We start from the raw sequence: 24,795 nt of genomic DNA on the forward strand, positions 1-24,795 counted from the left end.
TTTATTTCGACACCCTAATTATATAATAAATAAACAATCGAATTAAGGGATTTGCTTATGTGTAAATAAGAGAAAGATCGGGAAGGTAATATTAATAAAAAGTATTTTAATAAAAACGGTTGCAAAACTTGTATATACAAATTATAATCTAAGTAGATTTTTGTATATACAAGTTTATTATTTTGTGACATAATGTAAGCGGTTAATGGTTGTTGAAAACTATTAATGGAGGTGGTTTCTCTAGGAAATAACCTGTACATTCTGGCTGCTGTATATATAGTCTGATGCCAATTTTACATTTAGGAGGAAGATGAATGGATCATAAAAAACAAGCCGCAGAAATACTTGAAGCTATAGGCGGTAAAGAAAATATTTCTGCAGCGACTCATTGTGTAACCCGTCTGCGTTTAGCTTTGCATGATGAAGGAATCGTAGATGATGAGAAGTTAAATAAGATAGATGCAGTCAAAGGTTCCTTTTCAACGAATGGACAATTTCAAATCGTCGTTGGACAAGGGACGGTTGATAAAGTTTATAAAGAGTTAGTAGCACTTGCCGGTATTGGAGAGTCATCTAAAGAGGATGTAAAAGAAGCATCTAAAGGAAAAATGAACCCGCTGCAGCGAGGCATTAAGACGTTAGCTGATATTTTTATACCTATTTTACCTGCCATCGTTACAGCCGGTCTTCTACTTGGGATTAATAACATATTAACAGCAACTGGAATCTTCTGGGATGATCAGTCGGTCATCGATGTATATCCGCAATGGGCCGACATTGCCAATATGATTATAATTATTGCAAATACAGCCTTTACTTTTTTACCAGGGTTAATTGGCTGGTCAGCAGTTAAGCGGTTTGGCGGAAGCCCAATTCTTGGAATTGTAATCGGACTTATTCTTGTGCACCCTGAACTGCTCAACGCCTGGGATTACGGAAAGGCAGTAGAAGAAGGAAGCGTTCCGACATGGAACTTATTTGGCTGGGAGATAGAGAAGATTGGCTATCAGGGTCAGGTGCTTCCTGTACTTGTAGCCGCTTATGTGTTAACACAAATTGAACTATTTCTAAGAAAAAGAGTTCCTGACAGTGTCCAGCTGCTAGTTGTGGGACCTGTCGCCTTGTTAGTAACAGGATTTTTAACTTTCATGTTTATCGGACCCGTAACGTTTGCTATCGGAAACTTTATTACAGATGGTCTTGTAGCTGTATTTGACAGCTTTGCAACACTTGGAGGCTTAATTTATGGCGGACTGTATGGAGTACTGGTAATTACAGGTATGCACCATACATTCCTTGCGGTTGATATTCAGCTGATTGGAAGTACAGGCACAACATTCCTATGGCCGATGCTTGCCCTTTCAAACATTGCCCAAGGTTCTGCAGCCTTTGCTATTATGCTTGCTTCACGAGATGAAAAGCTTAAAGGGCTCGGTTTATCTTCAGGTGTTTCTGCATATTTAGGTATTACAGAGCCGGCACTATTCGGGGTTAACTTGCGCTTTAAGTACCCGTTTGTCATAGCAATTTCTTCATCAGCTATTGCTGGTTTGTATATTTCAGCACGGGGTGTCCTGGCTAACTCTATTGGTGTAGGTGGCATACCGGGGATCTTCTCGATCGTATCGGATTACTGGTTGGACTTTTTAGTGGGAATGGCGATTGTAATCATCCTTCCGTTAGTCGCAACTTACCTGTATGCCAAACGCAAAAAAGACGTCTAAGATTCAATATAGAAGTGGAGGAAGCTCATATATGACTGAACAAACCTGGTGGAAAAAAGCAGTAATATACCAGATTTACCCGAAAAGCTTTAACGATACAACAGGAAATGGTGTGGGCGACATCCAGGGAATTATCGAAAAGCTTGATTATTTAAATACACTCGGGGTTGACGTCCTTTGGCTCACCCCGATGTATAAATCACCTCAGAATGATAATGGTTATGACATTTGCGATTATTACGACATCCATGAGGAATATGGAACGATGGAAGATTTTGAACGGCTGCTTCATGAAACCCATAAGCGCGGAATGAAGCTGATTATGGATATTGTCATTAACCATACATCTACTGATCATAAGTGGTTTAAAGAATCCAGAAAGTCCAAAGACAGCCCTTATCGTGACTACTATATTTGGAAAGACCCTGTTGACGGCGGACCGCCAACGAACTGGCAGTCAAAATTCGGCGGGAATGCCTGGGAGTATGACGAGGAAACCGGGCAGTACTATCTGCATTTATTCGATGTCACTCAAGCCGATTTAAACTGGGAAAACCCTGAGGTAAGAGAAAATCTTTATGAAATGATGCGATTCTGGGGAGAGAAGGGTGTCGACGGATTCAGACTGGACGTAATTAACCTTATATCCAAAGATCCAGAGTTTCCAGATGATGATGGAAGCATTGCCCCAGGTGACGGCCGTAAGTTTTATACAGACGGTCCTAAGGTGCACGAATATATGCAGGAAATGAACAGAGAAGTGTTCAGTCCTTATGATTTAATGACAGTGGGCGAAATGTCTTCTACAACGATTGAGCATTGTATCAGATATACAGCTCCTGAACGTAAAGAGCTGAGTATGACGTTTAATTTCCACCATTTAAAGGTGGATTATCCAAATGGGGAGAAATGGACAAAGGCACCGTTTGACTTCCTTCAATTAAAACAAATTCTGTCTACATGGCAGGAAGAAATGCATAAAGGAAGCGGCTGGAACGCTCTGTTCTGGTGCAACCACGACCAGCCCCGTGTTTTATCAAGATTTGGAGATGATGTGAATTACCCTGAGGAGTCAGGAAAGATGCTTGCAACAACGATACACATGATGCAGGGGACTCCTTATATTTATCAGGGAGAAGAATTCGGAATGACAAATCCAAACTTTGAATCCATTGAACAATATCGTGACATTGAATCTCTGAATGCCTATCAGATTATGAAAGAAAAAGGTATGCAGGAAGAAGAGATTCTAGAAATTCTTAAACAGAAATCACGGGATAACTCGAGAACTCCTGTACAATGGGACAGCAGTCAACAGGCAGGCTTCACAGAGGGAACTCCATGGATTCCTGTTGCCGATAACTATGATCAAATAAATGCTGAACGGGTGATGGGGAAACAAGATTCGATCTTCACTTATTATCAGAAGCTGATTGAACTGCGCAAGACCCATGACATCATTACCTATGGTGATTATTCATTAATTGATGAAAAGAATGACCGGGTGTTCGCATACACTAGAAAATCCAATGATGAAGCCTTGCTTGTCGTTAATAATTTTTACGGGGAAGAAACAGAATTCCAGCTGCCTGCAGACGTTAAGCTTGAGGGCGAATCAAGAATATTAATCAGTAATTATGAGGAGTCTTCTAAGGAGTATCAGAACATTATTTTACGACCGTACGAATCCATCGTTTACCATTTCACGTCGAAGTGATAGGATTAAAACGGTGAAGAAAATATGAAAAATAAATTTATTCTTATTTATAATGAGTTAGTACAGAAAATCCAGCAAGGTGAATATAAGGCAGGGGATACACTTCCATCCGAACACGAACTAACTGAACAGTTCTCTACTTCGAGAGAGACGGTCCGCAAAGCGTTAAATCTTCTTTCTCAAAATGGTTATATTCAAAAGGTAAGAGGAAAAGGATCCGTTGTGCTCGACCATAGCAAGTTTGAATTTCCGGTATCTGGGCTGACGAGTTTTAAAGAACTGTCGGAGCAGTTAGGTCAGGATTTTAAAACGATCGTTCACGAAGTTTACCTTCAGAATGCAGATAATCAATTGAAAAAAAGATTAAACTGCAGCCATTCCATTAAGATTTGGAAAGTTACGAGAGCCCGTGTAATTAATGGGGAGAGGATTATCCTCGATAAGGATTTCATTCGCTCAGATATCGTGCCGGAGCTGACTAAAGAGACAGCTGAAAATTCTCTCTACGAGTATTTTGAAGACAAACTCGGACTTGAAATCAGCTTTGCGAAAAAAGAGATCGTTGTTGAACCTGTCACGGATGAAGATAAAGAGCTGCTTGACGTAAAAGAACATTCCCAGGTGGTTGTTATTCGCGGCTATGTTTATCTTGCGGATGCGACATTGTTTCAATATACAGAGTCGCGGCACCGGCCCGATAAGTTTCAATTTGTGGATTTTGCAAGACGTACTAAATAAGAATGAAAAGCCCGGGATGCAACGAAATCCCGGGCTTTTCATGTAAAAGTTGTTGAATTATATGAGGAAGTATATAATGCGGGTAATAGACACAAAGAAGAGAGGTGGAGCAGTTATGATTACTATAGGATTAACTCAAAAGCTGGCAAAACAATTAAATATCGAACCTCAGAATCCTGAAGCATTCAAAGAAACTCCGAAAATTAATAAATGGCACGCCAATCTCATTACACTAAATCGGAGAAAATGCTTAATTTTCATGAATGATGAGACGGGGATTACTCTATCCTTATTTGGACTTCGAAAGCAGCAGTTTGAAAATTTGGAAAGCGTCTTTAAAGGATCACTCAAACAACTGCTTCAGCTTTTAAAAATAGAAGAACATATTATAAAAGAGATGCTTGATTCGACTGAGCAAATTGTTTTTACAAAAACAGATAATCGAAGTGTTCTCGGAATGATGAAAGAAGTGAAGTGGTTTCTTGAGGATTCTGTAGAAGGCCTGCCTTATGAAGAAATTGACGCTGCGGAAATAAATTATATTACGAATGCAGAATTAGTGTACAGTCCTCTAAAAGAATACACTCCAGTAAAAACTCTTCGCGAGTATTTTGCTTAAATCATTGTTTATTTAAATACCTTATAGGGTATGTCATTTGTGTAATCTAATTTAGCGGAGGGATGCTGCAATGTTTTTTAAATCATTTTTTGATGAAAAACTTGCCCAAATGTCATACATGGTAGGATGTCAAAAGACGGGCGAAGCTTTAGTTATAGATCCAGCTCGAAATATACAGCCTTACTTGGAAACAGCTGAGAAAGAAAATCTTAAGATTCATTCCATAACAGAAACTCATATTCACGCAGACTTTTTATCAGGAGCAAGGGAACTTGCAGACACTGTGAACGGAAAGCTTTATCTCTCTGATGAAGGAGAAGATGACTGGAAATACCGGTATGCCGATCAATATGATCATCAATGGCTCAAGGACGGAGATAAATTTTATGTTGGAAAAGTCCGGCTTGATATCATGCATACACCAGGTCATACTCCGGAAAGTTTATCCTTCCTTTTAACAGACGAAGGAGGAGGGGCTTCCGTACCTATGGGGATTTTTACAGGAGATTTTGTGTTTGTCGGTGACGTGGGACGTCCGGATCTTCTCGAAAAAGCAGCAGGGGCAGAGGGCACCTCAAAGAAAGGTGCCAAAGAAATGTATAAGTCCCTGGAGCGTTTTAAAGAACTTCCTGATTACGTTCAGCTTTGGCCGGGCCATGGTGCAGGCAGTTCATGCGGAAAAGCGCTGGGAGCTGTTCCATCTTCAACGGTCGGTTATGAAAAAGTAACCAACTGGGCACTTAAGAAAGATAATGAAAAAGACTTCACAGAAGAGTTGCTTGATGGACAGCCTGAGCCTCCTAAATACTTCTCTGAAATGAAAAAACTAAACAAAGAAGGACCAGCGCTGCTGAAGGAAGTACCGGAGCTTGAAAAAATTGAAATTACTAAGCTGCGTGAAAAAGCAGCTGGTACATCAGCCGTTATTGATACACGGCCAAAAGAATCGTTTCAAAAAGGCCATATTGAGAGGACATTAAATATCCCAATCAATAAAGGATTTGCCAACTGGGCAGGCTGGCTGATCAGCTATGATCAAGATATTGTAATCCTTAGCGAGCAGGAAGACTTGGAAGAAATTAATCAAACACTGCAGTCTATTGGTCTCGACCAATTAACCGCATATACAGATGTTAAAGAACTTGAGCAGATAGGCGGATTAGAAACCTACCGAAACATTACTCCCGAAGAATTTGATTCAACTTTCAGGAGCAGTGACGATTATGTAGTGGTAGACGTTCGAACTCAGGAGGAATGGGATGAAGAGCATATAGAGGAGGCTATCCATGTGATGATAGGTACACTTCCCGATCGCTTAAATGAAATCCCTGAAGGAAAAACTCCAATTGTGCATTGTCAGTCAGGGGTGCGCTCAGCCATTGCTGCGAGCATCCTGCAGGCCAATGGATTTAAAGGTGTTTTAAACTTAAAAGGCGGATTTGGGGCCTGGAAAAAGTTTAAAGACGCTTCTTAAGCTTACGAAGAGCTGCTCATGACGGGCAGCTCTATTTTATTATAAAAAAAGACCTCTGCTATTTAAGCAGAGGTAAAAGATTTATAGGTATAGGATTAGGGGAGGTGTTATTAATTAACACACATTGAAAAATAAACTTAAACTTGTTCAATCAAGGGTCTAGGCCATGTGTCTTCTGCGCTGTCATATACAATAGGTGCGGCGGCAGAAGATAACAGTATAGCAACTGCTAAGACAGCAAATAATTTTTTCACAGAATGATCCCTCCTAAGTGAGAATGTTTATTTAACAATTGAATTGCTAACCTAAGGTAAGTTGAAGATTTCTTGTACATTCGCTTTTTTTCCAATAGGTCTGAAAGAAACATTGAATAGCGAATAATGTAAATATGGTTCTTCTTTTCCTTGAAGTAAGGAATAACTTCTTCTTCTAAAAAACTCTCGATATCTTGTGAATCCTCTATAAGCAGTTGATAAAAAGTAAAGTGCAATTTATGAGCTGTCGAAGGATATGTAAGCAATTTTTTAAACCCATCCTCCACCCAGTAACTGCATCCATTCAAGTCATTCATTTTATAATGTTCTGTAACCAGACCATGTATTGCATTTAATAATTCAAACTTTGCCTCTCTATCAAATGGATACTCTAAACTTTTTTTATAATTATTAATTGAGGCTTCATGCTTTCCTCTTCGAGATTCTAAAACTCCCAGATTAATAAAAACTAAACGTAATTGAAAGTAATCATCAGTCTGTAAAGCAATTTTTTTCGCTAATTCGTAATTCTCTAAGGACTTCGTATAATTTTTTAGTCTGCTAAAGTTAATGCCCAATATAATATGACAATCAGCACTTCTAGAAAGGTCGTAGTGAGACTGATATCTCTCCAGTGCCTGTTCTGTATAAAATATTGAGGCGGAAATAAAATTCAGCTGACTTGTGCCCAGTGCTAAAAGATAGAATAGGTCACTTATTTCCCAATTTTTCACTTCAATAGCAGAACTATGGTTTTTGGCTTCCAATAACTCCTCGTAAGAATTATCAAAATCTCCGCGATAATACATAACTAACCCGGTGATTAAATGGTAATAAAACGCCATCTCTTCATCAAATGTATCTTTATGCTGCTTAATATTTTCCCATGCTTCATAAGCCTCCTCTACCTCACCTTTTAAAAGCAAGTATCGGATGCGGAAAAGTTCATAGAAAACATACAATTGATGGTTTTCGAGCATACTCTTCTGCTGAAGGAGTTCATCTTGCAGCTCTCTGGCATCGTCTGTGCGCTTATGTACGATCGCTTCATACCATTCCAACAGTTTTTCCTTTGATGGATGGTTGATTGCAGGATCATTAAAGTCAATTCCAAGCCGTTCATAGAGCAGCTCCAAGACTTCAATGGCAGGCATAGTCTGATCATTTTCTATCTTAGAAAGGTAAGCAGACGAAATGATGCCTTCAGCGAGCTGGTTTTGTGTTAAACCTTGTTTAACACGATGAAACCGAAGCGCTTTACCATATTCCATTTTCACACACACCTAGTTGATCAACTGTCGATTTGTAGATTATTTTATCTCCAAATCTATTTTCAGAATACACGTTCGATGATTATTTTTCAACTATATAAATAGGTTTCCCAAGTCATGCTATTTTCATAGTCTTAAGTAGGTAAAAAAGGACCAACTTTCACAGATTTTAGCCATGAAAGAACAAATTATACGGGAAAGTACCAGGTCTAAAGAACAGGAAAGTGAAGAAAGGATTCCTGTGTGCATGAGTAAATATACCAAATTAAGGGTATAAATGGTATAGGAAAATAGATAATTATAAAGAAGGAGGAGAACGAATCGTGGGGTTAAACGTAACACAGAAACTAATTAAAGACCATTTGGTCAAAGGAGAAATGACGCCTGGTTCTGAGATCGGGCTGAAAATCGACCAGACATTAACACAAGATGCTACAGGGACAATGGTCATGCTTGAATTAGAAGCAATGGGCATTGACCGCGCCAAGACGGAAGCCTCCGCTCAGTACGTAGATCACAATATGATACAGGAAGATAGCAAGAATCCGGATGATCACTTGTTCCTTGAGAGTGCAGCCAAAAAGTTTGGATTACACTTCAGTCGTCCTGGTAACGGAGTAAGTCATCCTGTTCATATGCAGCGGTTAGCGAAGCCGGGAGGCACATTATTAGGATCTGACAGCCATACTTGTGCTAATGGATGTATGGGAATGCTGGCGATGGGGGCCGGTGGAATTGACGTAGCTATGGCCATTGCCGGTGAGCCTTTTTACGTAAAAATGCCGAAAATATGGGGTGTTTATGTAACGGGAGAATTTCCAGAATGGGTAAGCGCGAAAGATGCCATTCTCGAAATGCTTCGCCGTCATGGTGTAAAAGGCGGTGTAAATCATATCTTTGAATATTATGGTCCTGGAGTGAAAAACCTATCGGCAATGGATCGGCACGTTATCGCAAATATGGGGGCAGAACTGGGCGCTACGGCTACAGTTTTTCCGTCTGATAAAGAAACAAAAAAATACATGAAGCTTCAGGGAAGAAAAGAAGATTGGATTGAATTGAAAGCGGATAAAGATGCGACATATGATCGTGAAGAGGAGCTGGACTTATCAAGTCTTGAACCTATGATTGCCAAGCCTTCAAGTCCTGGAAATGTCGTGCCTGTAAGTGAAGTGGAGGGTGAACCTATTTATCAGTCTTATATTGGATCCTCTGCAAATCCTGGTTACCGTGACTTTGCGGTTGGCGCAGAAATTGTTAAGGGCCGGAAGATTGCTCATGGTCTTTCCCTGGATATTAACCCAACATCTCGCCAGATCTTAATAGACCTCTCAAAAGAAGGACATATCGCCAGTTACTTGCAGGCGGGAGCCAGGCTGCATCAGGCTGGCTGTAACGGCTGTATTGGCATGGGGCAGGCACCAGCGTCCGGCCGCAACAGCCTGCGGACGACACCAAGGAACTTTCCTGGACGTTCAGGCACGAAAGAGGACAGCGTCTTTTTATGCAGTCCGGAAACAGCAGCTGTTTCTGCTTTAAACGGAAAAATTACCGATCCGCGGAATGCAGGGTTTAAATATCCTAAAATAAAAGAGCTGGACGAGCCTACGGTAGATACTGGGCTGCTGGATTCTCCTCTTCCGCCTGAAGAAGCAGCAAGAGAAGAGCTAGTAAAAGGACCCAATATCGCTTCCATACCTAAGATGGAGCCTATGTCTAATGAAATGGAACTGCCAATTTTGCTGAAAATGGGAAATGACATATCAACGGATGAAATTTTAGCTGGTGGGGCACGAGTTCTTCCATACCGAAGCAACCTCCCGGAAATCAGCAAATTCACTTTCGAAATCGTAGATGAAACCTATTACGACAGAGCGATGAAGGAGAACATGAAATCTGGTCATGCCATCGTGGGCGGAACGAATTATGGGCAAGGTTCAAGCCGGGAGCACGCTGCATTGGCTCCGCGCTATTTAGGCATGAAGGTAGCCATTGTAAAAGATTTTGCTCGTATTCACTGGCAGAACCTTGTGAACTTTGGCATCCTTCCTCTTACTTTCCAAAATGAAGAAGATTATGACAAGCTCGAGCAAGGGGACGTGCTTATTTTCAGAGATCTTCTTCAAACCATTCATCAGGAGGAAGGTATCGAAGCAGAGGTAAAAGACAAAGGCATAAAGATAAGGTTAGAGCATGCTCTTTCTGCCAGACAGTTAGAAATGATGGAAAAAGGCGGATTGATCAACTGGTTAAAAGATCGGTTACATGCTTAAAAAGAAAAACTGTTGATGGGCAGCCATCAACAGTTTTTTTTATGGTCTTGTATGAATTGGAGCGAGTTTCGCTTCAATTTCAGTTCTTTGATTTTCTAAAAATGGGGGAAGGGCGAGTTTTTCCCCGAGTTTATCAATATCTTCATCCGTATCAAACCCTGGACCATCTGTAGCCAATTCAAAAAGAATGTGATTAGGCTCACGGAAATAAAGTGATTTAAAGTAAAAGCGGTCGACGAGGCCGGAATTTGGGAATCCGGCTCTTTCAATAATGGTATGCCACTTTGCTAATTCCTCTTCATCTGCTACTCGAAAGGCTACGTGATGCACACTGCCTCGTCCAGGTTTCTCTCTTGGAAGGTCAGGGCGCTCTTCAATATGAACTTCTGCTCCACTGCCGCCTTCTCCAGTTTCCATAACGCGGCGCCCATTTATTGTACCAGCTTCTCTAAAGCCCAAAACTTCTTTTAATACTTTTAGTGTTGGAGAGGCATCTTTTACCGTTAAATGGACAGGTCCCAGCCCTGTAATTCCGTACTCCAGGGGAACAGGAGAGTGAACCCATGGGTCTCCTGAAGCCACGCCTGAATTATTTTCGTCCGATACAAGATGTAAACGCTGGCCTTCAGGGTCTTGAAAGGCTAGGAACTTTCTATTCATGACTTCTTTGATGTTTTCGTGATCTACGTTATTTTTTTCCAGCCTGTCCTTCCAATAAAGAAGTGCTGCGTCATTTCTCACTCGAAGCGAAGTGGCAGAAATGCTGTGAGTTCCTTCGTAAGTGCGGCCAGCTCTTGGTATTTCAAAAAATGTAAGGTCGGTGCCCGGACTTCCTTTAGCGTCTGCATAAAATAAGTGATACATGGAGGTATCATCCTGGTTAACCGTCTTTTTCACAAGTCTCAATCCTAAAACCTGTGTGTAAAAGTCATAATTTTTTTGTGCACTTGCGGTAATGGCCGAAACGTGATGGATTCCTTTAATCTCCATAATTGCAGCCTCCTTTATCTTGAATTCGAGATAATTGTACAAGAAAAATAGAGCGCAGTCAAATCTGCTGCTCTAAAGGTAACGGTAAGTCATTTATAGTTTCGCTTCCCGCCAGCGTTCAAACTTTTCTTTCTCTCTTTTCTTAACCTCTGTGTATATCCATTCAACAAATTCATCGTCTAATTCCAGTTCTAATGCTCTTTGGTAAGTGATCTTTAGGATGCGAAGTGGTAAGTGATCCAATTTAATCAATGATCCGCCCCCTGCACTCAAATTTGTAATTCTGTAGAAACAGTAGCCACCCCTATAACCTCTTTTTTTTGGTTATATATCGGCTGGCCATAGACATCATAAACCTTTTTTCCAGTCGTCAATGGGAAAGTAATTTGGCGGCGGACAGAATTACCAGTAGCAATTACTTCTCTTTTTAAATTCATAAGTCCTTTCGCGCCATCGTTATCATCTATCTGTACATCACTCTTTCCTATGATAAGTACAGCATTAAAATCAGGGTGTGGATTAAAGATCCACGTATACCTTAACTCCAAATCGCAGTGAGCTACTACAATAGGGGAATTAGTTAATGCCACTATAAAAGGTTCGCTTAAATGCTCGGAGAAGAAAAGAGAAGGATTAATATTAAGGAAATTAGCAATTTGCGAAGCTACAGTCATACTAGGATTTCTAGTAGCACTTTCGATTTGAGCGTAATAGGCTCTATCAATATGTGCTCCGTCTGCTACTTGCTGCTGAGTGAAATTTTTACTTTTTCTTAGCTGAATGAGCCAGTCTCTCATTTTCTCACACCCAATATGTCCATAGTCATAGTCCTTAGTAACTTATTCTAATTCATAACGGTAATACCTTGTGGCAGTTTGCAACAAATGAGTCCGACATTTTCTTTTTGTTGTTTTTAACTTCTTTTAATCTCTAAATCTCCTTTTATGTCAAGGGTTGTCGATATATTGGACCGGCTTTTTGGAAAAGCTTAATATCTAATATTTAGAAGTTCTGCTATGATAGTCTAAGTCTTAATAAATTAATAGCCGAGGTGCAGCGTAATGACAAATGAATTTCTCAATATCATAGCTGTAAGTGCTTTTGCTTTTAGTGGAGCTATTGTTGCTCTTAGTGAACGTTATGATATATTTGGAACTTTTATATTAGGAATAGCTACTTCATTTGCCGGAGGTATTATTAGAAATATAGCACTGGATGTACCAGTAGTGCATGTATGGGAACAAGGTTACTTGTTTTATGTGGCATTAATAACAATTGCTATAGTGTATGTATTCCCTAAAAATTGGGTTTTATTTTGGAACAGGTGGAATATTTATTCAGATGCTGTTGGTTTATCTGCTTTTGCGATTCAAGGGGCTGCATTTGCAGCTGCTCAGGGATTTTCACTAGGTGGAATTGTTTTTTCAGCCATTTTGACAGGAGTGGGGGGAGGAGTTACGAGAGACGTACTCGCTCAGCGCCGTCCTATGGTTCTCCATCAAGAAATTTATGCTGTATGGGCATTAGCTGTAGGGTTGGCGGTCGGATTTGAAATCGTAAACCTGGAAAGTATTGTGGAGATTTATCTTTTATTTGTGGTGATTATTGGCTGCCGCGTTCTTTCGTATCATTTAGGATGGCATTTGCGCTTTAGAGACTTATACAGGCTGTAAAGATTTAAGATAATGTGTCATATATTGCGTGTTTTCCTTAAATTCGTCTTCTATAAACAAAAAACCACGTTCTTATATTAAGAACGTGGTTTGCTCTTTAGTTACGGAATAAATCACCTGATAAATATCTTTCTCCTGTATCTGGTGCAATACATACGATCACATCGCCTGGATTTTTACGTTTAGCAACTTCAATAGCTGCCCAGCAGGCTGCTCCGCCTGAAGTACCAATTAATAGCCCCTCTTCACGGGCTAAGCGTCTTGTGATTTCATACGCTTGTTCATCTGTTACTTGAAGGATTTCGTCATAGACTTCTTCATTCAGAATCGATGGAATAAATCCCGGGCTTGTCCCCACAAGTTTATGCTTGCCTGGCTTTCCTCCGGATAAAACAGGAGATCCGGCTGGTTCTGCTACATGAATGGACAATCCATTAAAGTGCTTTTTGAGCTCTTCGCCGGTACCTGTAATCGTACCTCCGGTTCCGGCCGTTGAGACAAAGGCAGACAGGGGCTTGCCAAGTTCGTTCATAGCTTCAATAATTTCTGTTGCTGTTGTATGCCGGTGGGCATCGGGGTTCGCGTAATTTTCAAACTGCATCGGCATAAAGGCATTATCGGTTTTTTCTACTAGCTCTTTTGCTTTTTCAATTGCCCCCGGCATTTTATCATCTCCTGGAGTTAAGACGATTTCAGCACCGTAGGCTTTTAAAAGGTTGATTCGTTCCTGTGTCATAGTATCAGGCATTACAAGGATAGCTTTATATCCGCGGGCTGCTGCATTCATGGCAATCCCGATTCCTGTGTTTCCACTGGTTGGCTCAATAATCGTGGAACCATCTTTTAACAAGCCGTCTTTTTCTGCCTGTACCATCATATTATAGGCAGCTCGATCTTTCACACTGCCGCTGGGGTTAAATTGTTCAAGTTTTAAATAGATGTCAGCGCCGCCTTGTGGAGTCACTCGGTTCAATTTTAAAAGTGGAGTATCTCCAATAAGGTCAGCTATATTATTTACGACGCGCATAAGGTCACTTCCTTTTAACGTTTGTCTAACTAATAGTTTAACATAGCCGCAGCATTCAGATGAAATAGAAAAAATGCAGGAAAAACACAACCCCTTATTCGGTTGTGTCTTGAAGTTTAAACTTTTGTTCTATAATTGATTCAGCCAGGCCGAAAGAACGGTCTGGAAAGGATATTTTAAAAGCCAGCTGATCCGCGTTTAAATTGAACCTTTCCACTTCTACATCAAAGTTGCTTCCCGTATCCATCTGAGTGACGGCAACATAAATATTTTCATCTCCCGGGTTTACGGTAACCCATTCAGGTAATTTATAATTATCTGCCACAAATTCCATGACTTTACGGTTAGGCAGAGGAAGCTGTCCTAAGGATATACCTTTCTGCTGCAGAACCAGGTCACCGTTCTCCTGTACTTGCGGATCCAGTTCCACTTTAATCGGGATCGTCTGTTCAAAGGCACGAATATTGCCTTTGAGCGTAACATTTCGGTCAAGTGAAATAGAGTAGTTAAAAACCGTATCATTTGAAAGCTCTTTTAAATACTCATTTGCTAGATGCTCCATGTTTGCTTTTGTACTGACGACTGTAAATTCGGCTTCTGTATCTTCCTTCTCACGGTCTACATTGACAAGAGTATAAGAGCTGGGAAGAAAAACAAGGGAAAGAAGCACCCCAATGACAGCTATGTTCACAAAGGCTAAGATAAAGAATGAAGTTTTCCATCTGTTATTGAAGAAAAGTTTTTTTAACATAACACATTCCACCTAATTATTCCTCTGGTTGTTCGATATCATCCCGAATATACTCTAACACGCGCTCGGCCATTTGTTTGTACCCCCGTTCGTTAGGGTGAAAGTTATCGGTCTCCCACAGTAACTCCTGTTCATGACCTTCAAATATATCTCTAATGGGAATGAAGGTAATGTTATCGCGCCCGTCAATTACATTTTGACTTTCCCTGTTCCATTCGTTCATAATCTGTGCGAGAGCAGGGATATGGTCAAAATACTGATTGAACGGGTTATACAAACCGATTAAATAAATGGAGGCATCAGGATTAGCATCTTCAATTCTAGTGAAAATTTCTTCAAGTTCCACTCCATAATCTGCGCGTGCGGGAGGGAAATCATTATAATTCAGACTGGTGAAGTTGTTCTCAATCACCTGCATGACGTTATTAGCACCAATAGTAATGAGTACAATATCTGCACTTTCAAGCGATGAAATCATTTCATTAGATTCCATACGCTTAAGCAGCTGATCTGTCCGATCACCGCGCTTGCCGTAGTTCTCAATCGTAAAATCGCCCTGCTGGTTGCTTTCTCTGAAACTTTCTTCTAAAATTCCTACATATCCACCATTTTCGGATCGATCTCCCACTCCTTGAGTGAGTGAATCACCGATAGCCACTATATTCAAATCATTACGGAGGAAGAGGTTTCTGGCATTTTCAATAACACCTGAGAATGCTTCGAGAAGCTCATCGCCTACCGTTTCTTCTGCAGGTTCTTCAACTGGATTCTCAACCCCATCTGCGGTGTTTTCCTCTTCTTGTTCCTGATCATGAGAAGGTTCAGGAATAACCTGAGTTTCATTCTCAACAGGGTTGTATATGAGAGTGATCACGATGAGAGCTAAGAAACATAGAGAAAAGATCATCAATGTCAGCCATTTAGTTTTTTTCATTTATGATCACACCTGTTGTTTTATAAATAAGTTCGCTTATCATTATATTATGGATAAATACATTTTTAGGCACAATTACCTTTAAATTATATTATATCATTTAAAAAGATAAAATAGACATTCGAACATCAGAGATATTAGATGTCGGTTTATTGGAAAATTTTGAAGAAAGGAGGCATTCATGATGGGAGAAGAGATAAAGATATCCGTCAGAGAGCTTATGGAATACGTCCATAAAGGAGGAAGCATTGATAACGGGTTTCGAACGAGCACTTCTTTAACCGAAGGAACAGCTATTCACCAGGCTGTCCAAAAACAATACGCTCCTACAGATAAGAAAGAAGTCCCTTTACGATACGACTATGATTTGGGGGATTTTACTATTATTGTTCATGGACGCTGTGATGGTCTTTTACAGACAGAAGATGGAATAGTTATCGATGAGATTAAGTCTACATCACGCCCCCTTGAAGAAATGACAAGCGATGAGTTTCCTGTGTATTGGGCACAGGCAAAAGGATATGCTTACATTTATGCAAAACAGGAAGAGCTGGCGGAAATCCGTGTTCAGCTTACTTATGTTCAGAAGCAGTCCAGAGAGAAAAAACAATTTGTAGAGGTTTACTCGTTGAGTGACCTTGAAATATTTTTTAATCAAACGATTGACCAATACCTCTCTTTTGCTAAATTAATTGCACAATTACGAGAAGAAAAAGAAAGGTCTATTTCTGAATTGAAGTTCCCTTTTCCCCAATATAGAGAAGGCCAGCGTCAGCTGGCAGGAGCCGTTTACCGGACGATCCAGGAAAAAAGGAATTTATATGCACAGGCTCCTACAGGCATTGGTAAGACAATGTCTACGTTATTTCCGGCAATTAAGGCCATGAGTGAGTACGAAAGAATTTTTTATTTAACAGCCAAAACAGTCACACGCTTGACGGCTGAGGAATCACTTCAGCTTCTGGAGGAGAATGGGGCGAAGCTTCGATCGGTGACCATTACGGCAAAGGATAAAATATGCTTTAAAGAAGAATCTATCTGTCAGCCTGAGCATTGTGAGTTTGCTGAAGGATACTACGATCGAATTAATGGAGCAATGGTCGATATACTTAGAAATGAAACTCAAATCACTCGTCAGGTTATTGAAAGGTATGCCAGAAAACATAAGGTATGTCCATTTGAATTTTCTCTGGATCTCAGCGACTCGGTAGATGTTGTGATCGGTGACTATAACTATATCTTTGATCCGAGAGTCTCTTTAAAAAGGCTGCTTCCAGAGCGGAAGAAGAAAACGGCTCTTCTGATTGATGAAGCCCACAATCTGGTAGAGAGGGCCAGAGAAATGTATTCTGCAGAAATTAAGAAAAACGATTTCTGGCAGATAGAAGAAGAATGGGAAGCTAATGAACCCTTGAAAAAAGCGGCTAAAGCCGTAAAGAAGGATTTGCAGGCCCTTGACCATGACGAAAAAGTAAGAACGGTTAGTGAAATTCCAGGAGCATTAGAAGAAAATCTTGAGCGGTTTATAGAGGCTGCGGAAGTAGAGCTAAAAGAAGACCGGGATGAAGAACAATCTGAAGCTCTGCTTGAATGTTATTTTTCAGCCCAAAATTTCTTGAAAATTTTTATAATCGCAGATGACCATTTTAAGCAGATAGTAACAACAGAAAGCAATAATACTTCCCTTAAGTTATTCTGTCTGGACCCCTCAGAAGTTTTAAAACAAGTCGTAAAGCCTTTCAGGGCCAATATATTTTTCTCAGCTACCTTATCACCATTTGCTTATTACAAAGATATGCTGGGCGGCGGGGAAGAAGATTATATTTTACGTCTTCCTTCACCGTATCATTCTGAACAAATTGAGGCGGTCATTTCCCCGGTCTCCACACGGTATAAAAATCGTGAACATACAGCGGGGAAGATCGCTGAGCGCTTGTATGAACAGGTGAACAAGGTTAAAGGAAATCACTTGTTTTTCTTTCCTTCCTATCAGTACATGCGGATGATATATGAAGAATTTCAAAAATATAAAGATATAGTAACTGTTGAACAGGAGCAGGGGATGACAGAAGAAAGACGTGATGATTTTCTGGCTCAGTTTGTCGAAGACGGTAAGCTTGTCGGATTTGCTGTACTGGGCGGGGTTTTCTCTGAAGGAGTCGATTTGCGGGGAAATCGATTAAATGGAGTGGCTGTAGTAGGAATAGGGCTCGCGCCAAGAAGCTTTGAGAAAGAGCTGATTAAAGACTATTTTAATGAAAAAGGTAAAAATGGCTACGACTATTCCTATGTTTTCCCCGGTATGAACAAAGTTCTCCAAGCTGGTGGAAGGTTAATTCGCTCAGAAACAGACTATGGAATGATCCAGTTAATCGACGATCGCTTTCTTTCGAGGAAGTATTTGCAGCTGCTTCCGGAAGAATGGAAGGATTTTCGAGTGATCCGATAAATCATTTCCTGGGAAATATTAATCTATATTGTCGAATATTAATTAAAGAAGAGCAGATTTCGTCAAATGAGTCTGCTCTTCTTTTCAATTTCTGAAGATTAGGAGTTTCGAAGGTCCTTTTTTTGGTAATGGGTTAAAAGTAACAAAAAAGTCAGGAGGTCAATTATGTCATCTGAAAAAGTAAAAAACCGATGGTTAATCGCTCTTGGTGGAGTTGGGATACATATATCCATCGGCTCAGTCTATGCCTGGAGTAATTTCACCTCTCCGCTTGGTGAGGAGTTCGGCTGGAGTTCCCAGCAGGTTCAATTAACATTTAGTCTGGCCATCTTATTCCTAGGTTTGTCAGCAGCTTTCTTAGGCTGGTTTGTAGAGAAGTATGGTCCCAGAGTTGCCGGGATTACCGCTGCCATATTTTTTGGGATTGGAGTATTTGGATCAGGATTCGCTGTCCAAATCGGATCGTTATGGACTCTATATTTCTTCTATGGAGTGTTAGGAGGAATTGGTCTTGGGGTCGGATACATAGCCCCTGTTTCCACATTAGTCAAATGGTTTCCTGACAGGAGAGGACTCGCTACGGGTATGGCAATTATGGGATTTGGATTCGCTGCAGCCATCGCCAGCCCGGTCATGGACTTTCTAATCGGATCTGTTGGAATTGCCTTGACCTTTTATATTTTGGGCGCCAGCTATTTTGTAATCATGATCTTATCATCTCTATACTTATCAAGACCACCAGAGGGATGGACACCGTCTGGTTATAAGCCACAGGAAAACAAGGACGTAGAGTCACAGGATTTAGCTAATTTAAGAGCAAATGAGGCAGTAAAGACTGCAAGATTTTATTACTTGTGGATCATACTTTTTATTAATATAACTTGTGGAATTGCGATTATCTCTGCAGCTAAGCCGCTGGCTCAAAACAGTGTGGGGATGAGTGCTGCGGCAGCTGCTTCACTCGTTGGAATTATGGGAATTTTTAATGGAGCAGGACGTCTTGCCTGGGCATCTGCATCTGATTACATTGGAAGATCTAATACCTATATCATTTTCTTTGTTCTGCAGATTCCTCTTTTCGTTCTTTTGCCGATGACAGGATCAGTCACCTTGTTTGTCATAATGTTTGGAATTATATACACATGCTATGGAGGGGGATTTTCTACACTTCCTGCGTTTATCGGTGATTTGTTTGGTACGAAGGAGCTTGGAGCCATACACGGTTATATTTTAACGGCCTGGGCAGCCGCTGGTTTAGCAGGCCCGCAGTTTGCTGCTCTTATGAACGATGTAACAGGCAGTTATGCAAGCAGTATGGTTTACTTTGCTGGCCTATTCTTAGTTGCACTTGCTGTTTCTATCCTTACTAAAGTAGATATTAAAAAGAAACAAAAGAAAATAAAAGAAGCACGAGCCAGTTAAGTAAACCTATAAATTAAAAGGTTGACATAAGTGCGACTCCTCGCTATTCTTGAAATAGAATAGCTGAGGAGGAAGCCTTATGAGTCAATCACGTATGTCTACATATGATCTTACAATTGGAGCCCTATTTGTAGCTCTGATGGCTGTTGGAGCAAATATTACCGCTGTCGCCCCATTTTTATCTATTTTAAATGTGCCTCTAACCTTGCAGACTTTTGTTGCAATTTTAGCAGGTATAATTCTTGGACGGCGTATGGGTGCTTTTTCTATGCTTGTTTATGCTGCTTTAGGATTAGCAGGAGTTCCTATATTTGCTGGCTTTTCTGGAGGAGCAGCAACTGTAGTTACACCAACTTTCGGCTTTATTTTATCTTTTATTGCCGTTGCCTATTTTTCAGGAGCTGTCGTAGAAAAGAAACGGACTTTTGGAAGGTATATTACTGCATCACTAATAGGACTAGCGCTCAATTACATTATTGGAGTGAATGGAATGTACTTAGCCTTTAATTTTTGGATGGGCGAAGGTGCTGGCATGCCTTATGTTCTTGCATGGTCAAGTATGGTTCCGTTTATTATTAAAGATTTTGCCCTTGCCATATTAGCAGGTTCCTTTGGTTATCGCATGGAAAAAGGAATATTAAAACGTACACCTTTACGTCAGGCCGTATAAAAGTGAAATTGGATACGGATTATAATAAACTGCTCCTAAATGGGCAGTTTATTTTTTTACCCTCTTTCCATATCCTGTATAATCGGCATAAAAGAAGGGGGGACGTCATGAAAAAATTATGGAGTTTATGGATGTTTTCTGTCCTGGTTGCGGGCTGCCAATCGAATGAAGAATCAGATGAGGGAGCTAATGATACGCAGGACAGCGGAGAGTTCTCAATTGCAGCTGAGAATCTTGAATCACCTTGGGATATTGAGGCAGATGGCAACCAATTCTTTATTAGTGAACGTGAGGGAACAATTGCGAGAGTGGAAGATGGACAAGTAGTAAGAGAACCTGTTGAGACGAAGGAGCCGATTGTACAGATAGGGGAAGGCGGGCTGCTCGGTCTGAAGCTTCATCCGGATTTTCAAAATAACCACCTCGCTTTTGCTTACCATACTTATGAAACAGAGGAAGGTTCGATTGGTAATCGGGTGATTACGTTAACTTATAATGACAGGGAGTGGAGAGAAGATTCGATTCTGATTGAAGAAATACCAGGGAATAACTTTCATAATGGCGGGCGAATTGAAATAAGTCCTGAAGGGTTTCTTTTTGTTACGACGGGCGATGCACAGGAAGAATCACTCGCTCAAGATGAAGGTAGTCTTGCCGGAAAGATATTAAGGATGACGTTTACGGGAAATATTCCTGATGATAACCCTGAGGAGGATTCCTATGTATACAGTTATGGCCACCGCAACCCCCAGGGATTGGGCTGGAGCGAGGATGGTGAACTGTATGCTTCCGAGCACGGACCTTCTAATCATGATGAAATAAATAGAATCGAGCCAGGGAAAAACTATGGCTGGCCGTTGATTGTAGGAGATGAAACAGGAGACGGACTTGTATCTCCTTTATTTGAAACAGGAAATAATACATGGGCACCTTCAGGAATAGCTATAGTTGATAATAAAATTTATATTGCTTCCCTTAGAGGCAGCGCACTTCGCACCTTGAATCTGCAGGGAGAAGATAATCAAGTGGTCACAAATGATTATGGACGGATAAGAGATGTGGAATTGGCCGATGGTGCCATTTATTTCATCACGAATAATACAGATGGCCGCGGCAATGCAGATTCCAACGACGATCGTCTCATTCGGTATGAATTTTAATATAAACAAAAGCTTGTTGACAGCAGAAGTGCTGATCAGCAAGCTCATTCTTTTTTATTCTTCTGTTATCCATTTGCCATAAGTAAATGCCATAATCGCAAAAGCGATAAATGCAAGCATTAATACAGTACCGCCAACTATAAAGAAAACCAAGTTAAAGATCTCAAGTCCGCTGATCGGCTGAGTATAATAAAGCCACATTCCAGCAGTCAGGCCGAAAACACCAATGAAAGAACTCCAAACATGAAACTTTGACAGCTTGGAATCTTTAGGTATATTGAATACTTTATAAAACATGGCAAAGGCAAAGAGTGAAAGCCAGCCCACTACTAATATGTGTGCATGAATAGCTGATAATTGATAGCCTCCCCCGCCTGCCATATGAGACCCTATAAAAGCTCCGATAAGAGCATATATAGCTGATGTACGAACAAAAAAACGAGTACGATCCACTTACAAAAACCTCCATCAATTGCTTATTCTTCTGCCATTATACTAAACCCTTTTTACAAAAGAAACGAAGAGGGGGAAAGAGTCGAAAAGCGTTCATATATTCCTGATTTGGCACACTGTCCTTGATAAGCTATCATTTGGTATAAGAGTAATGAAAAAAGGGGAGCTATTATGAAACAACGAATTGATCAGGTAGTTACATATTTACAAGAACATTCTATTGATGCTGCTTTAGTAAATTCTCCAGAGAATTTCTTTTACTTAACTGGTTTTCTTACCGACCCACACGAGCGTTTAATCGGTTTACTTGTTTTTCCGGATAGAAAACCGATCGCTGTTGTCCCCGGAATGGAAACCAGTCAGTTAAAAGAAGCAGGCTGGTCAGGGGAAGTAATAGGATATGCCGATCACGAAAACCCCTGGAAGCTTATGGCTGGAGAAATGGGAGAAGAGTTCACGGCCGATTTAAAGTCTGTTGGAATTGAAAAAGAAGTACTATCCTATGGACGCAGTGAATCCTTTTTAGCTTTATTTAACGAACCAGAAGTAAAAGATATCGAAGGCCAGTTAAACGAAATGCGTGTAGTTAAAGATGAGGAAGAAATTTCTATTCTTAAAGAAGCGGCAGAGCTTGCGGATGTCGGAGTTCAGGCTGGTTTGGATGCACTAAAGGAAGGCATAACAGAGATGGAAGTCCTGGCCAGAATTGAATTTGAATTAAAGAAGAAAGGTGTCCCTGCCATGTCTTTCTCTACAATGGTGCTTTTTGGAGAAAAGTCAGGCCAGCCACATGGAAACCCGGGAAGACGACGTTTGCAAGATGGAGACTTTGTACTTTTTGATTTAGGGGTAGTTTGGAAAGGGTATACTTCAGATATTACAAGGACCTTTGCTTACAGGTCGGTTTCTCCAAAACAGAAGGAAATATATGAGACGGTGCTTGCAGCTCTTGAAGCATCTCTTCAGATTTGTAAACCAGGCACCCGCATCGGCGATCTTGATGATGCAGCAAGAAAAGTAATCACGGATGCCGGATACGGCGAGTTATTCCCTCACAGAGTCGGTCATGGCCTGGGCATTAATGTCCATGAGTTCCCTTCCATGAGTCATTTAAATGATGGCACTTTAAAAGAGGGCATGACGTTTACAATTGAACCTGGAATTTATGATCCTTCTATTGGCGGTGTTCGTCTGGAAGAGGATGTACTTATCACCTCTGAAGGATATGAAACTTTAACGAAAACATCAAGACAGCTGAAAATTATCGAGAAAAAGCCTGAATCTTAAACAGATTCAGGCTTTTATTTTTAGAGAGAATTGTTTCCTGCTGGTCATGATCAAGCGGCTCCGGTTACATAAATATAGAGAGCCTTTCCTCCCATAGGAGTCTCGTCGTTTCCCCTGGTCCTTTATGTTTATTGAAGTAAAGAAACATTGTAATAGTGAGGATTAATCCGGTAGAAAGTTAGAAATTTGAAGGAAATTCCCTTCTTCCGTTTGCCTTAATAAAGAGAACCGGGCCTGGGGAAACAACTCGCTTTCCATGGGTGAACGGTGAGCTTCCTCGGGCTTATAGCCCTGCGGGATCTCACCCTGTTCTATCCTCCCATAGGAGTCTCGCCGTTTCCCCCGGCCCTTTATATTTTTTTGAGTAACGGAACATTAACGTAAGAGACTAAAGGTAGAGGATTTTCCTCCAAACATAGTGTTCCGTTTATACCCTCATGGTATAGAGGTTGGGAAATGGTGAGACTCCTGCAGGGAGATAGAGCCAAGGTGAGATCCGCGAGTGCAACGAGCTAGCTCACCGGCTCCCCGCGGAAAGCGAACTATTTCCCAGCCGCTTATCTCCGTACTTGATAAACGGAACAGCTCTTTCTCTTTCACCTTTAAGAAGAAAAAGAAGCGATAACGAGACTCCTGCAGGAAGATAGAGGCAGGGTGAGATCCGTGAGTGCAACGAGCTAGCTCACCGGCTCCCCCGCGGGAAAGCAAGTCATTTCCCAGCCGCTTTTCTCGGTACTTGATAAACAGAACAATCTCTTAAGAAAAGCGACCCTAATGTTAAAATACGCCTCTGGTCTTAGTCTAAAATATATCTCCAGCTCATTATGTGCCGCCTACTTAACAGCTATCATGAAATTAACAAAGCAAAGGAGGGACACAGGATATGAAGAAGTTTTTGCTGTTTACAGCAGGCTTGATCGCTTTAGCAGTGGCTCTGGCTCACTTAGGGCCAATGATCTTGCTCGGTGTTAGTGTCTGGCTGCTGTACATTGTCTTTAAGAAATTTACGAGAAGTGATTCAACAGCCGGAAAAATTGGCTGGTTAATATTAGGCCTGATCATTTTAAGTGTAGCTATGTCTAATATTTACGCTGTCATCGGCTTAGCAGCTTTATACGCAATTTATTGGATCTTTAAAAATTGGACAAGTCAGGAAGAGACCCCCGTTAAGACGGATGACCCGTTTGTTAATTTTGAAAAGCAGTGGGCTGAATTAAACAAATAATAAGGAGAGATTGAAGTGGCAAATTTATTTACACGAATTAAGGACACCATCTCAGCAGATTTTCATGAGGCTCTTGACCAAAAGGAGCAGAAGAATCCAGTAGCAATGCTTAATCAGTATTTACGTGAAAGTGAAAAAGAGACAGAAAAGGTACGTAAACTGGTAGAACGCCAATATCGCCTAAAAGATGAATTTTCAAGAGAACTTCAAAAGTCGCTGGACATGGCAGAGAAACGTAAGGGCCAGGCTGAAATAGCTCAAAAAGCCGGTGAAGCATCTATGTATGAGTTCGCAGTAAATGAGCAGCAGGAGTATGAGGCCAGAGCAGAACGTCTTAAAGCGTCCCGCCTTGAGTCCATGGAGCAGCTGGAAACCCTTGAGAAAAAATATGAAGTGATGAAGCATAAGCTTAAGGACATGCAGCTAAAACGAATGGAACTGATGGGGAGGGAAAATATAGCGCGCGCTCATTATCGGATGAACCAGGTGATTGAAGAGAGTGCGGACAAGCCGTACTCACGGTTTGCCGAGCTTGACCGTTATATTGAGGATATGGAATATAAGGTGAACAGCTCTTACTATCGCGGTACGTTTGATAGTAAAATTGCAAAGCTTGAGAAAGATATGAAGGAAGAGACAAGCGTTACTTCCAATTAATAAGTCATGGTATGATTAAAGGCGCAG

Annotated in this window: 22 protein-coding genes; 14 read left to right on the forward strand and 8 right to left on the reverse strand. The window is 40.9% G+C overall.

The features are described 5' to 3' along the window. Nucleotides 1–314: 314 nt before the first annotated feature. From treP to B7E06_RS02480, 5 genes are all read left to right on the forward strand, one after another. Complete coding sequence (gene treP / locus B7E06_RS02460; RefSeq protein ID WP_082232501.1) at nucleotides 315–1,724, forward strand: PTS system trehalose-specific EIIBC component; 1,410 nt, start codon at nucleotides 315–317, stop codon at nucleotides 1,722–1,724. 31 nt (nucleotides 1,725–1,755) lie between these two features. Further along, on the forward strand, nucleotides 1,756–3,441 hold the full coding sequence (gene treC / locus B7E06_RS02465; protein WP_082232502.1) for an alpha,alpha-phosphotrehalase: 1,686 nt from the start codon (nucleotides 1,756–1,758) through the stop codon (nucleotides 3,439–3,441). Between the two features lie 24 nt (nucleotides 3,442–3,465). Further along, entirely contained in the window at nucleotides 3,466–4,179 is a 714-nt protein-coding gene (gene treR, locus B7E06_RS02470; RefSeq protein ID WP_082232503.1) for a trehalose operon repressor, read from the forward strand. Nucleotides 4,180–4,294: 115 nt separating this feature from the next. Beyond that, entirely contained in the window at nucleotides 4,295–4,798 is a 504-nt protein-coding gene (locus B7E06_RS02475) for a DUF6933 domain-containing protein (RefSeq protein ID WP_082235874.1), read from the forward strand. A 70-nt stretch (nucleotides 4,799–4,868) separates the two neighbouring features. Next, a complete protein-coding gene (locus B7E06_RS02480) occupies nucleotides 4,869–6,272 on the forward strand; it encodes an MBL fold metallo-hydrolase (protein ID WP_082232504.1) in 1,404 nt (467 codons plus the stop codon). 250 nt (nucleotides 6,273–6,522) lie between these two features. Here the strand turns inward: B7E06_RS02480 and B7E06_RS02485 are convergent, their stop codons facing one another. After that, nucleotides 6,523–7,797, reverse strand: coding sequence for a helix-turn-helix transcriptional regulator (locus tag B7E06_RS02485; RefSeq protein ID WP_082232505.1), 1,275 nt, complete (start codon nucleotides 7,795–7,797; stop codon nucleotides 6,523–6,525). 323 nt (nucleotides 7,798–8,120) lie between these two features. Here B7E06_RS02485 and B7E06_RS02490 point away from each other — a divergent pair, with 323 nt between their 5' ends. Further along, nucleotides 8,121–10,070 (forward strand): aconitate hydratase, encoded by a 1,950-nt coding sequence (locus B7E06_RS02490; RefSeq protein WP_082232506.1) that lies wholly within the window; start codon nucleotides 8,121–8,123, stop codon nucleotides 10,068–10,070. Nucleotides 10,071–10,109: 39 nt separating this feature from the next. Here B7E06_RS02490 and B7E06_RS02495 read toward each other — a convergent pair whose 3' ends face one another. The 3 genes from B7E06_RS02495 to B7E06_RS02500 form a co-directional block, all read right to left on the reverse strand. Then, nucleotides 10,110–11,060, reverse strand: a complete 951-nt coding sequence (locus B7E06_RS02495) for a ring-cleaving dioxygenase (RefSeq protein ID WP_082232507.1) — start codon at nucleotides 11,058–11,060, stop codon at nucleotides 10,110–10,112. A gap of 93 nt (nucleotides 11,061–11,153) precedes the next feature. Further along, nucleotides 11,154–11,312, reverse strand: coding sequence for a sporulation histidine kinase inhibitor Sda (sda, locus tag B7E06_RS21485; RefSeq protein WP_179133927.1), 159 nt, complete (start codon nucleotides 11,310–11,312; stop codon nucleotides 11,154–11,156). Nucleotides 11,313–11,329: 17 nt separating this feature from the next. Further along, a complete protein-coding gene (locus tag B7E06_RS02500) occupies nucleotides 11,330–11,857 on the reverse strand; it encodes a helix-turn-helix domain-containing protein (RefSeq protein ID WP_082232508.1) in 528 nt (175 codons plus the stop codon). Nucleotides 11,858–12,121: 264 nt separating this feature from the next. Between B7E06_RS02500 and B7E06_RS02505 the strand changes: the two genes are divergently transcribed. Then, nucleotides 12,122–12,733: a trimeric intracellular cation channel family protein gene (locus B7E06_RS02505; protein WP_082232509.1), complete on the forward strand. Its 612-nt coding sequence runs from the start codon at nucleotides 12,122–12,124 to the stop codon at nucleotides 12,731–12,733. Between the two features lie 97 nt (nucleotides 12,734–12,830). Here B7E06_RS02505 and cysK read toward each other — a convergent pair whose 3' ends face one another. The 3 genes from cysK to B7E06_RS02520 all read right to left on the reverse strand — a co-directional run bounded on the left by cysK (nucleotide 12,831) and on the right by B7E06_RS02520 (nucleotide 15,445). Further along, nucleotides 12,831–13,760 carry a cysteine synthase A gene (gene cysK / locus B7E06_RS02510; protein WP_082232510.1) on the reverse strand — a complete coding sequence of 310 codons (930 nt, stop codon included), beginning with the start codon at nucleotides 13,758–13,760 and terminating at the stop codon, nucleotides 12,831–12,833. Nucleotides 13,761–13,854: 94 nt separating this feature from the next. Next, nucleotides 13,855–14,511, reverse strand: a complete 657-nt coding sequence (locus B7E06_RS02515; RefSeq protein WP_082232511.1) for a YpmS family protein — start codon at nucleotides 14,509–14,511, stop codon at nucleotides 13,855–13,857. A gap of 16 nt (nucleotides 14,512–14,527) precedes the next feature. Then, on the reverse strand, nucleotides 14,528–15,445 hold the full coding sequence (locus tag B7E06_RS02520; protein WP_082232512.1) for an SGNH/GDSL hydrolase family protein: 918 nt from the start codon (nucleotides 15,443–15,445) through the stop codon (nucleotides 14,528–14,530). A gap of 184 nt (nucleotides 15,446–15,629) precedes the next feature. On the opposite strand from B7E06_RS02520, the gene B7E06_RS02525 reads away from it, so the two are divergent. The 4 genes from B7E06_RS02525 to B7E06_RS02540 all read left to right on the forward strand — a co-directional run bounded on the left by B7E06_RS02525 (nucleotide 15,630) and on the right by B7E06_RS02540 (nucleotide 21,146). Beyond that, nucleotides 15,630–17,894, forward strand: a complete 2,265-nt coding sequence (locus B7E06_RS02525; RefSeq protein ID WP_082232513.1) for an ATP-dependent DNA helicase — start codon at nucleotides 15,630–15,632, stop codon at nucleotides 17,892–17,894. Nucleotides 17,895–18,059: 165 nt separating this feature from the next. Then, nucleotides 18,060–19,316: an L-lactate MFS transporter gene (locus tag B7E06_RS02530; protein WP_082232514.1), complete on the forward strand. Its 1,257-nt coding sequence runs from the start codon at nucleotides 18,060–18,062 to the stop codon at nucleotides 19,314–19,316. 79 nt (nucleotides 19,317–19,395) lie between these two features. After that, nucleotides 19,396–19,986, forward strand: coding sequence for a biotin transporter BioY (locus tag B7E06_RS02535; RefSeq protein WP_082232515.1), 591 nt, complete (start codon nucleotides 19,396–19,398; stop codon nucleotides 19,984–19,986). A 107-nt stretch (nucleotides 19,987–20,093) separates the two neighbouring features. Continuing rightward, nucleotides 20,094–21,146 (forward strand): PQQ-dependent sugar dehydrogenase, encoded by a 1,053-nt coding sequence (locus B7E06_RS02540; RefSeq protein WP_082232516.1) that lies wholly within the window; start codon nucleotides 20,094–20,096, stop codon nucleotides 21,144–21,146. 54 nt (nucleotides 21,147–21,200) lie between these two features. Here B7E06_RS02540 and B7E06_RS02545 read toward each other — a convergent pair whose 3' ends face one another. Then, nucleotides 21,201–21,599 carry a hypothetical protein gene (locus B7E06_RS02545; RefSeq protein WP_082232517.1) on the reverse strand — a complete coding sequence of 133 codons (399 nt, stop codon included), beginning with the start codon at nucleotides 21,597–21,599 and terminating at the stop codon, nucleotides 21,201–21,203. 171 nt (nucleotides 21,600–21,770) lie between these two features. Here B7E06_RS02545 and B7E06_RS02550 point away from each other — a divergent pair, with 171 nt between their 5' ends. From B7E06_RS02550 to B7E06_RS02560, 3 genes are all read left to right on the forward strand, one after another. Next, nucleotides 21,771–22,886 (forward strand): M24 family metallopeptidase, encoded by a 1,116-nt coding sequence (locus B7E06_RS02550; protein WP_082232518.1) that lies wholly within the window; start codon nucleotides 21,771–21,773, stop codon nucleotides 22,884–22,886. Between the two features lie 883 nt (nucleotides 22,887–23,769). Beyond that, nucleotides 23,770–24,111, forward strand: coding sequence for a lmo0954 family membrane protein (locus B7E06_RS02555; RefSeq protein WP_082232519.1), 342 nt, complete (start codon nucleotides 23,770–23,772; stop codon nucleotides 24,109–24,111). Between the two features lie 15 nt (nucleotides 24,112–24,126). Further along, nucleotides 24,127–24,768 carry a PspA/IM30 family protein gene (locus B7E06_RS02560; RefSeq protein ID WP_082232520.1) on the forward strand — a complete coding sequence of 214 codons (642 nt, stop codon included), beginning with the start codon at nucleotides 24,127–24,129 and terminating at the stop codon, nucleotides 24,766–24,768. Nucleotides 24,769–24,795: the final 27 nt, after the last annotated feature.

The organism is Halobacillus massiliensis (genome assembly GCF_900166625.1).
Lineage (GTDB): Bacteria > Bacillota > Bacilli > Bacillales > Halobacillaceae > Halobacillus_A > Halobacillus_A massiliensis.

Coding starts and splice junctions, on each gene's coding strand:
- B7E06_RS02475 (WP_082235874.1), top strand. CDS start 4,295: ATGATTACTATAGGATTAACTCAAAAGCTGGCAAAACAATTAAATATC.
- B7E06_RS02530 (WP_082232514.1), top strand. CDS start 18,060: ATGTCATCTGAAAAAGTAAAAAACCGATGGTTAATCGCTCTTGGTGGA.
- B7E06_RS02500 (WP_082232508.1), bottom strand. CDS start 11,857: ATGAGAGACTGGCTCATTCAGCTAAGAAAAAGTAAAAATTTCACTCAG.
- B7E06_RS02540 (WP_082232516.1), top strand. CDS start 20,094: ATGAAAAAATTATGGAGTTTATGGATGTTTTCTGTCCTGGTTGCGGGC.
- B7E06_RS02550 (WP_082232518.1), top strand. CDS start 21,771: ATGAAACAACGAATTGATCAGGTAGTTACATATTTACAAGAACATTCT.
- B7E06_RS02520 (WP_082232512.1), bottom strand. CDS start 15,445: ATGAAAAAAACTAAATGGCTGACATTGATGATCTTTTCTCTATGTTTC.
- B7E06_RS02515 (WP_082232511.1), bottom strand. CDS start 14,511: ATGTTAAAAAAACTTTTCTTCAATAACAGATGGAAAACTTCATTCTTT.
- B7E06_RS02485 (WP_082232505.1), bottom strand. CDS start 7,797: ATGGAATATGGTAAAGCGCTTCGGTTTCATCGTGTTAAACAAGGTTTA.
- B7E06_RS02480 (WP_082232504.1), top strand. CDS start 4,869: ATGTTTTTTAAATCATTTTTTGATGAAAAACTTGCCCAAATGTCATAC.
- B7E06_RS02555 (WP_082232519.1), top strand. CDS start 23,770: ATGAAGAAGTTTTTGCTGTTTACAGCAGGCTTGATCGCTTTAGCAGTG.
- treC (WP_082232502.1), top strand. CDS start 1,756: ATGACTGAACAAACCTGGTGGAAAAAAGCAGTAATATACCAGATTTAC.
- B7E06_RS02525 (WP_082232513.1), top strand. CDS start 15,630: ATGGGAGAAGAGATAAAGATATCCGTCAGAGAGCTTATGGAATACGTC.
- treR (WP_082232503.1), top strand. CDS start 3,466: ATGAAAAATAAATTTATTCTTATTTATAATGAGTTAGTACAGAAAATC.
- treP (WP_082232501.1), top strand. CDS start 315: ATGGATCATAAAAAACAAGCCGCAGAAATACTTGAAGCTATAGGCGGT.
- B7E06_RS02535 (WP_082232515.1), top strand. CDS start 19,396: ATGAGTCAATCACGTATGTCTACATATGATCTTACAATTGGAGCCCTA.
- B7E06_RS02495 (WP_082232507.1), bottom strand. CDS start 11,060: ATGGAGATTAAAGGAATCCATCACGTTTCGGCCATTACCGCAAGTGCA.
- cysK (WP_082232510.1), bottom strand. CDS start 13,760: ATGCGCGTCGTAAATAATATAGCTGACCTTATTGGAGATACTCCACTT.
- B7E06_RS02505 (WP_082232509.1), top strand. CDS start 12,122: ATGACAAATGAATTTCTCAATATCATAGCTGTAAGTGCTTTTGCTTTT.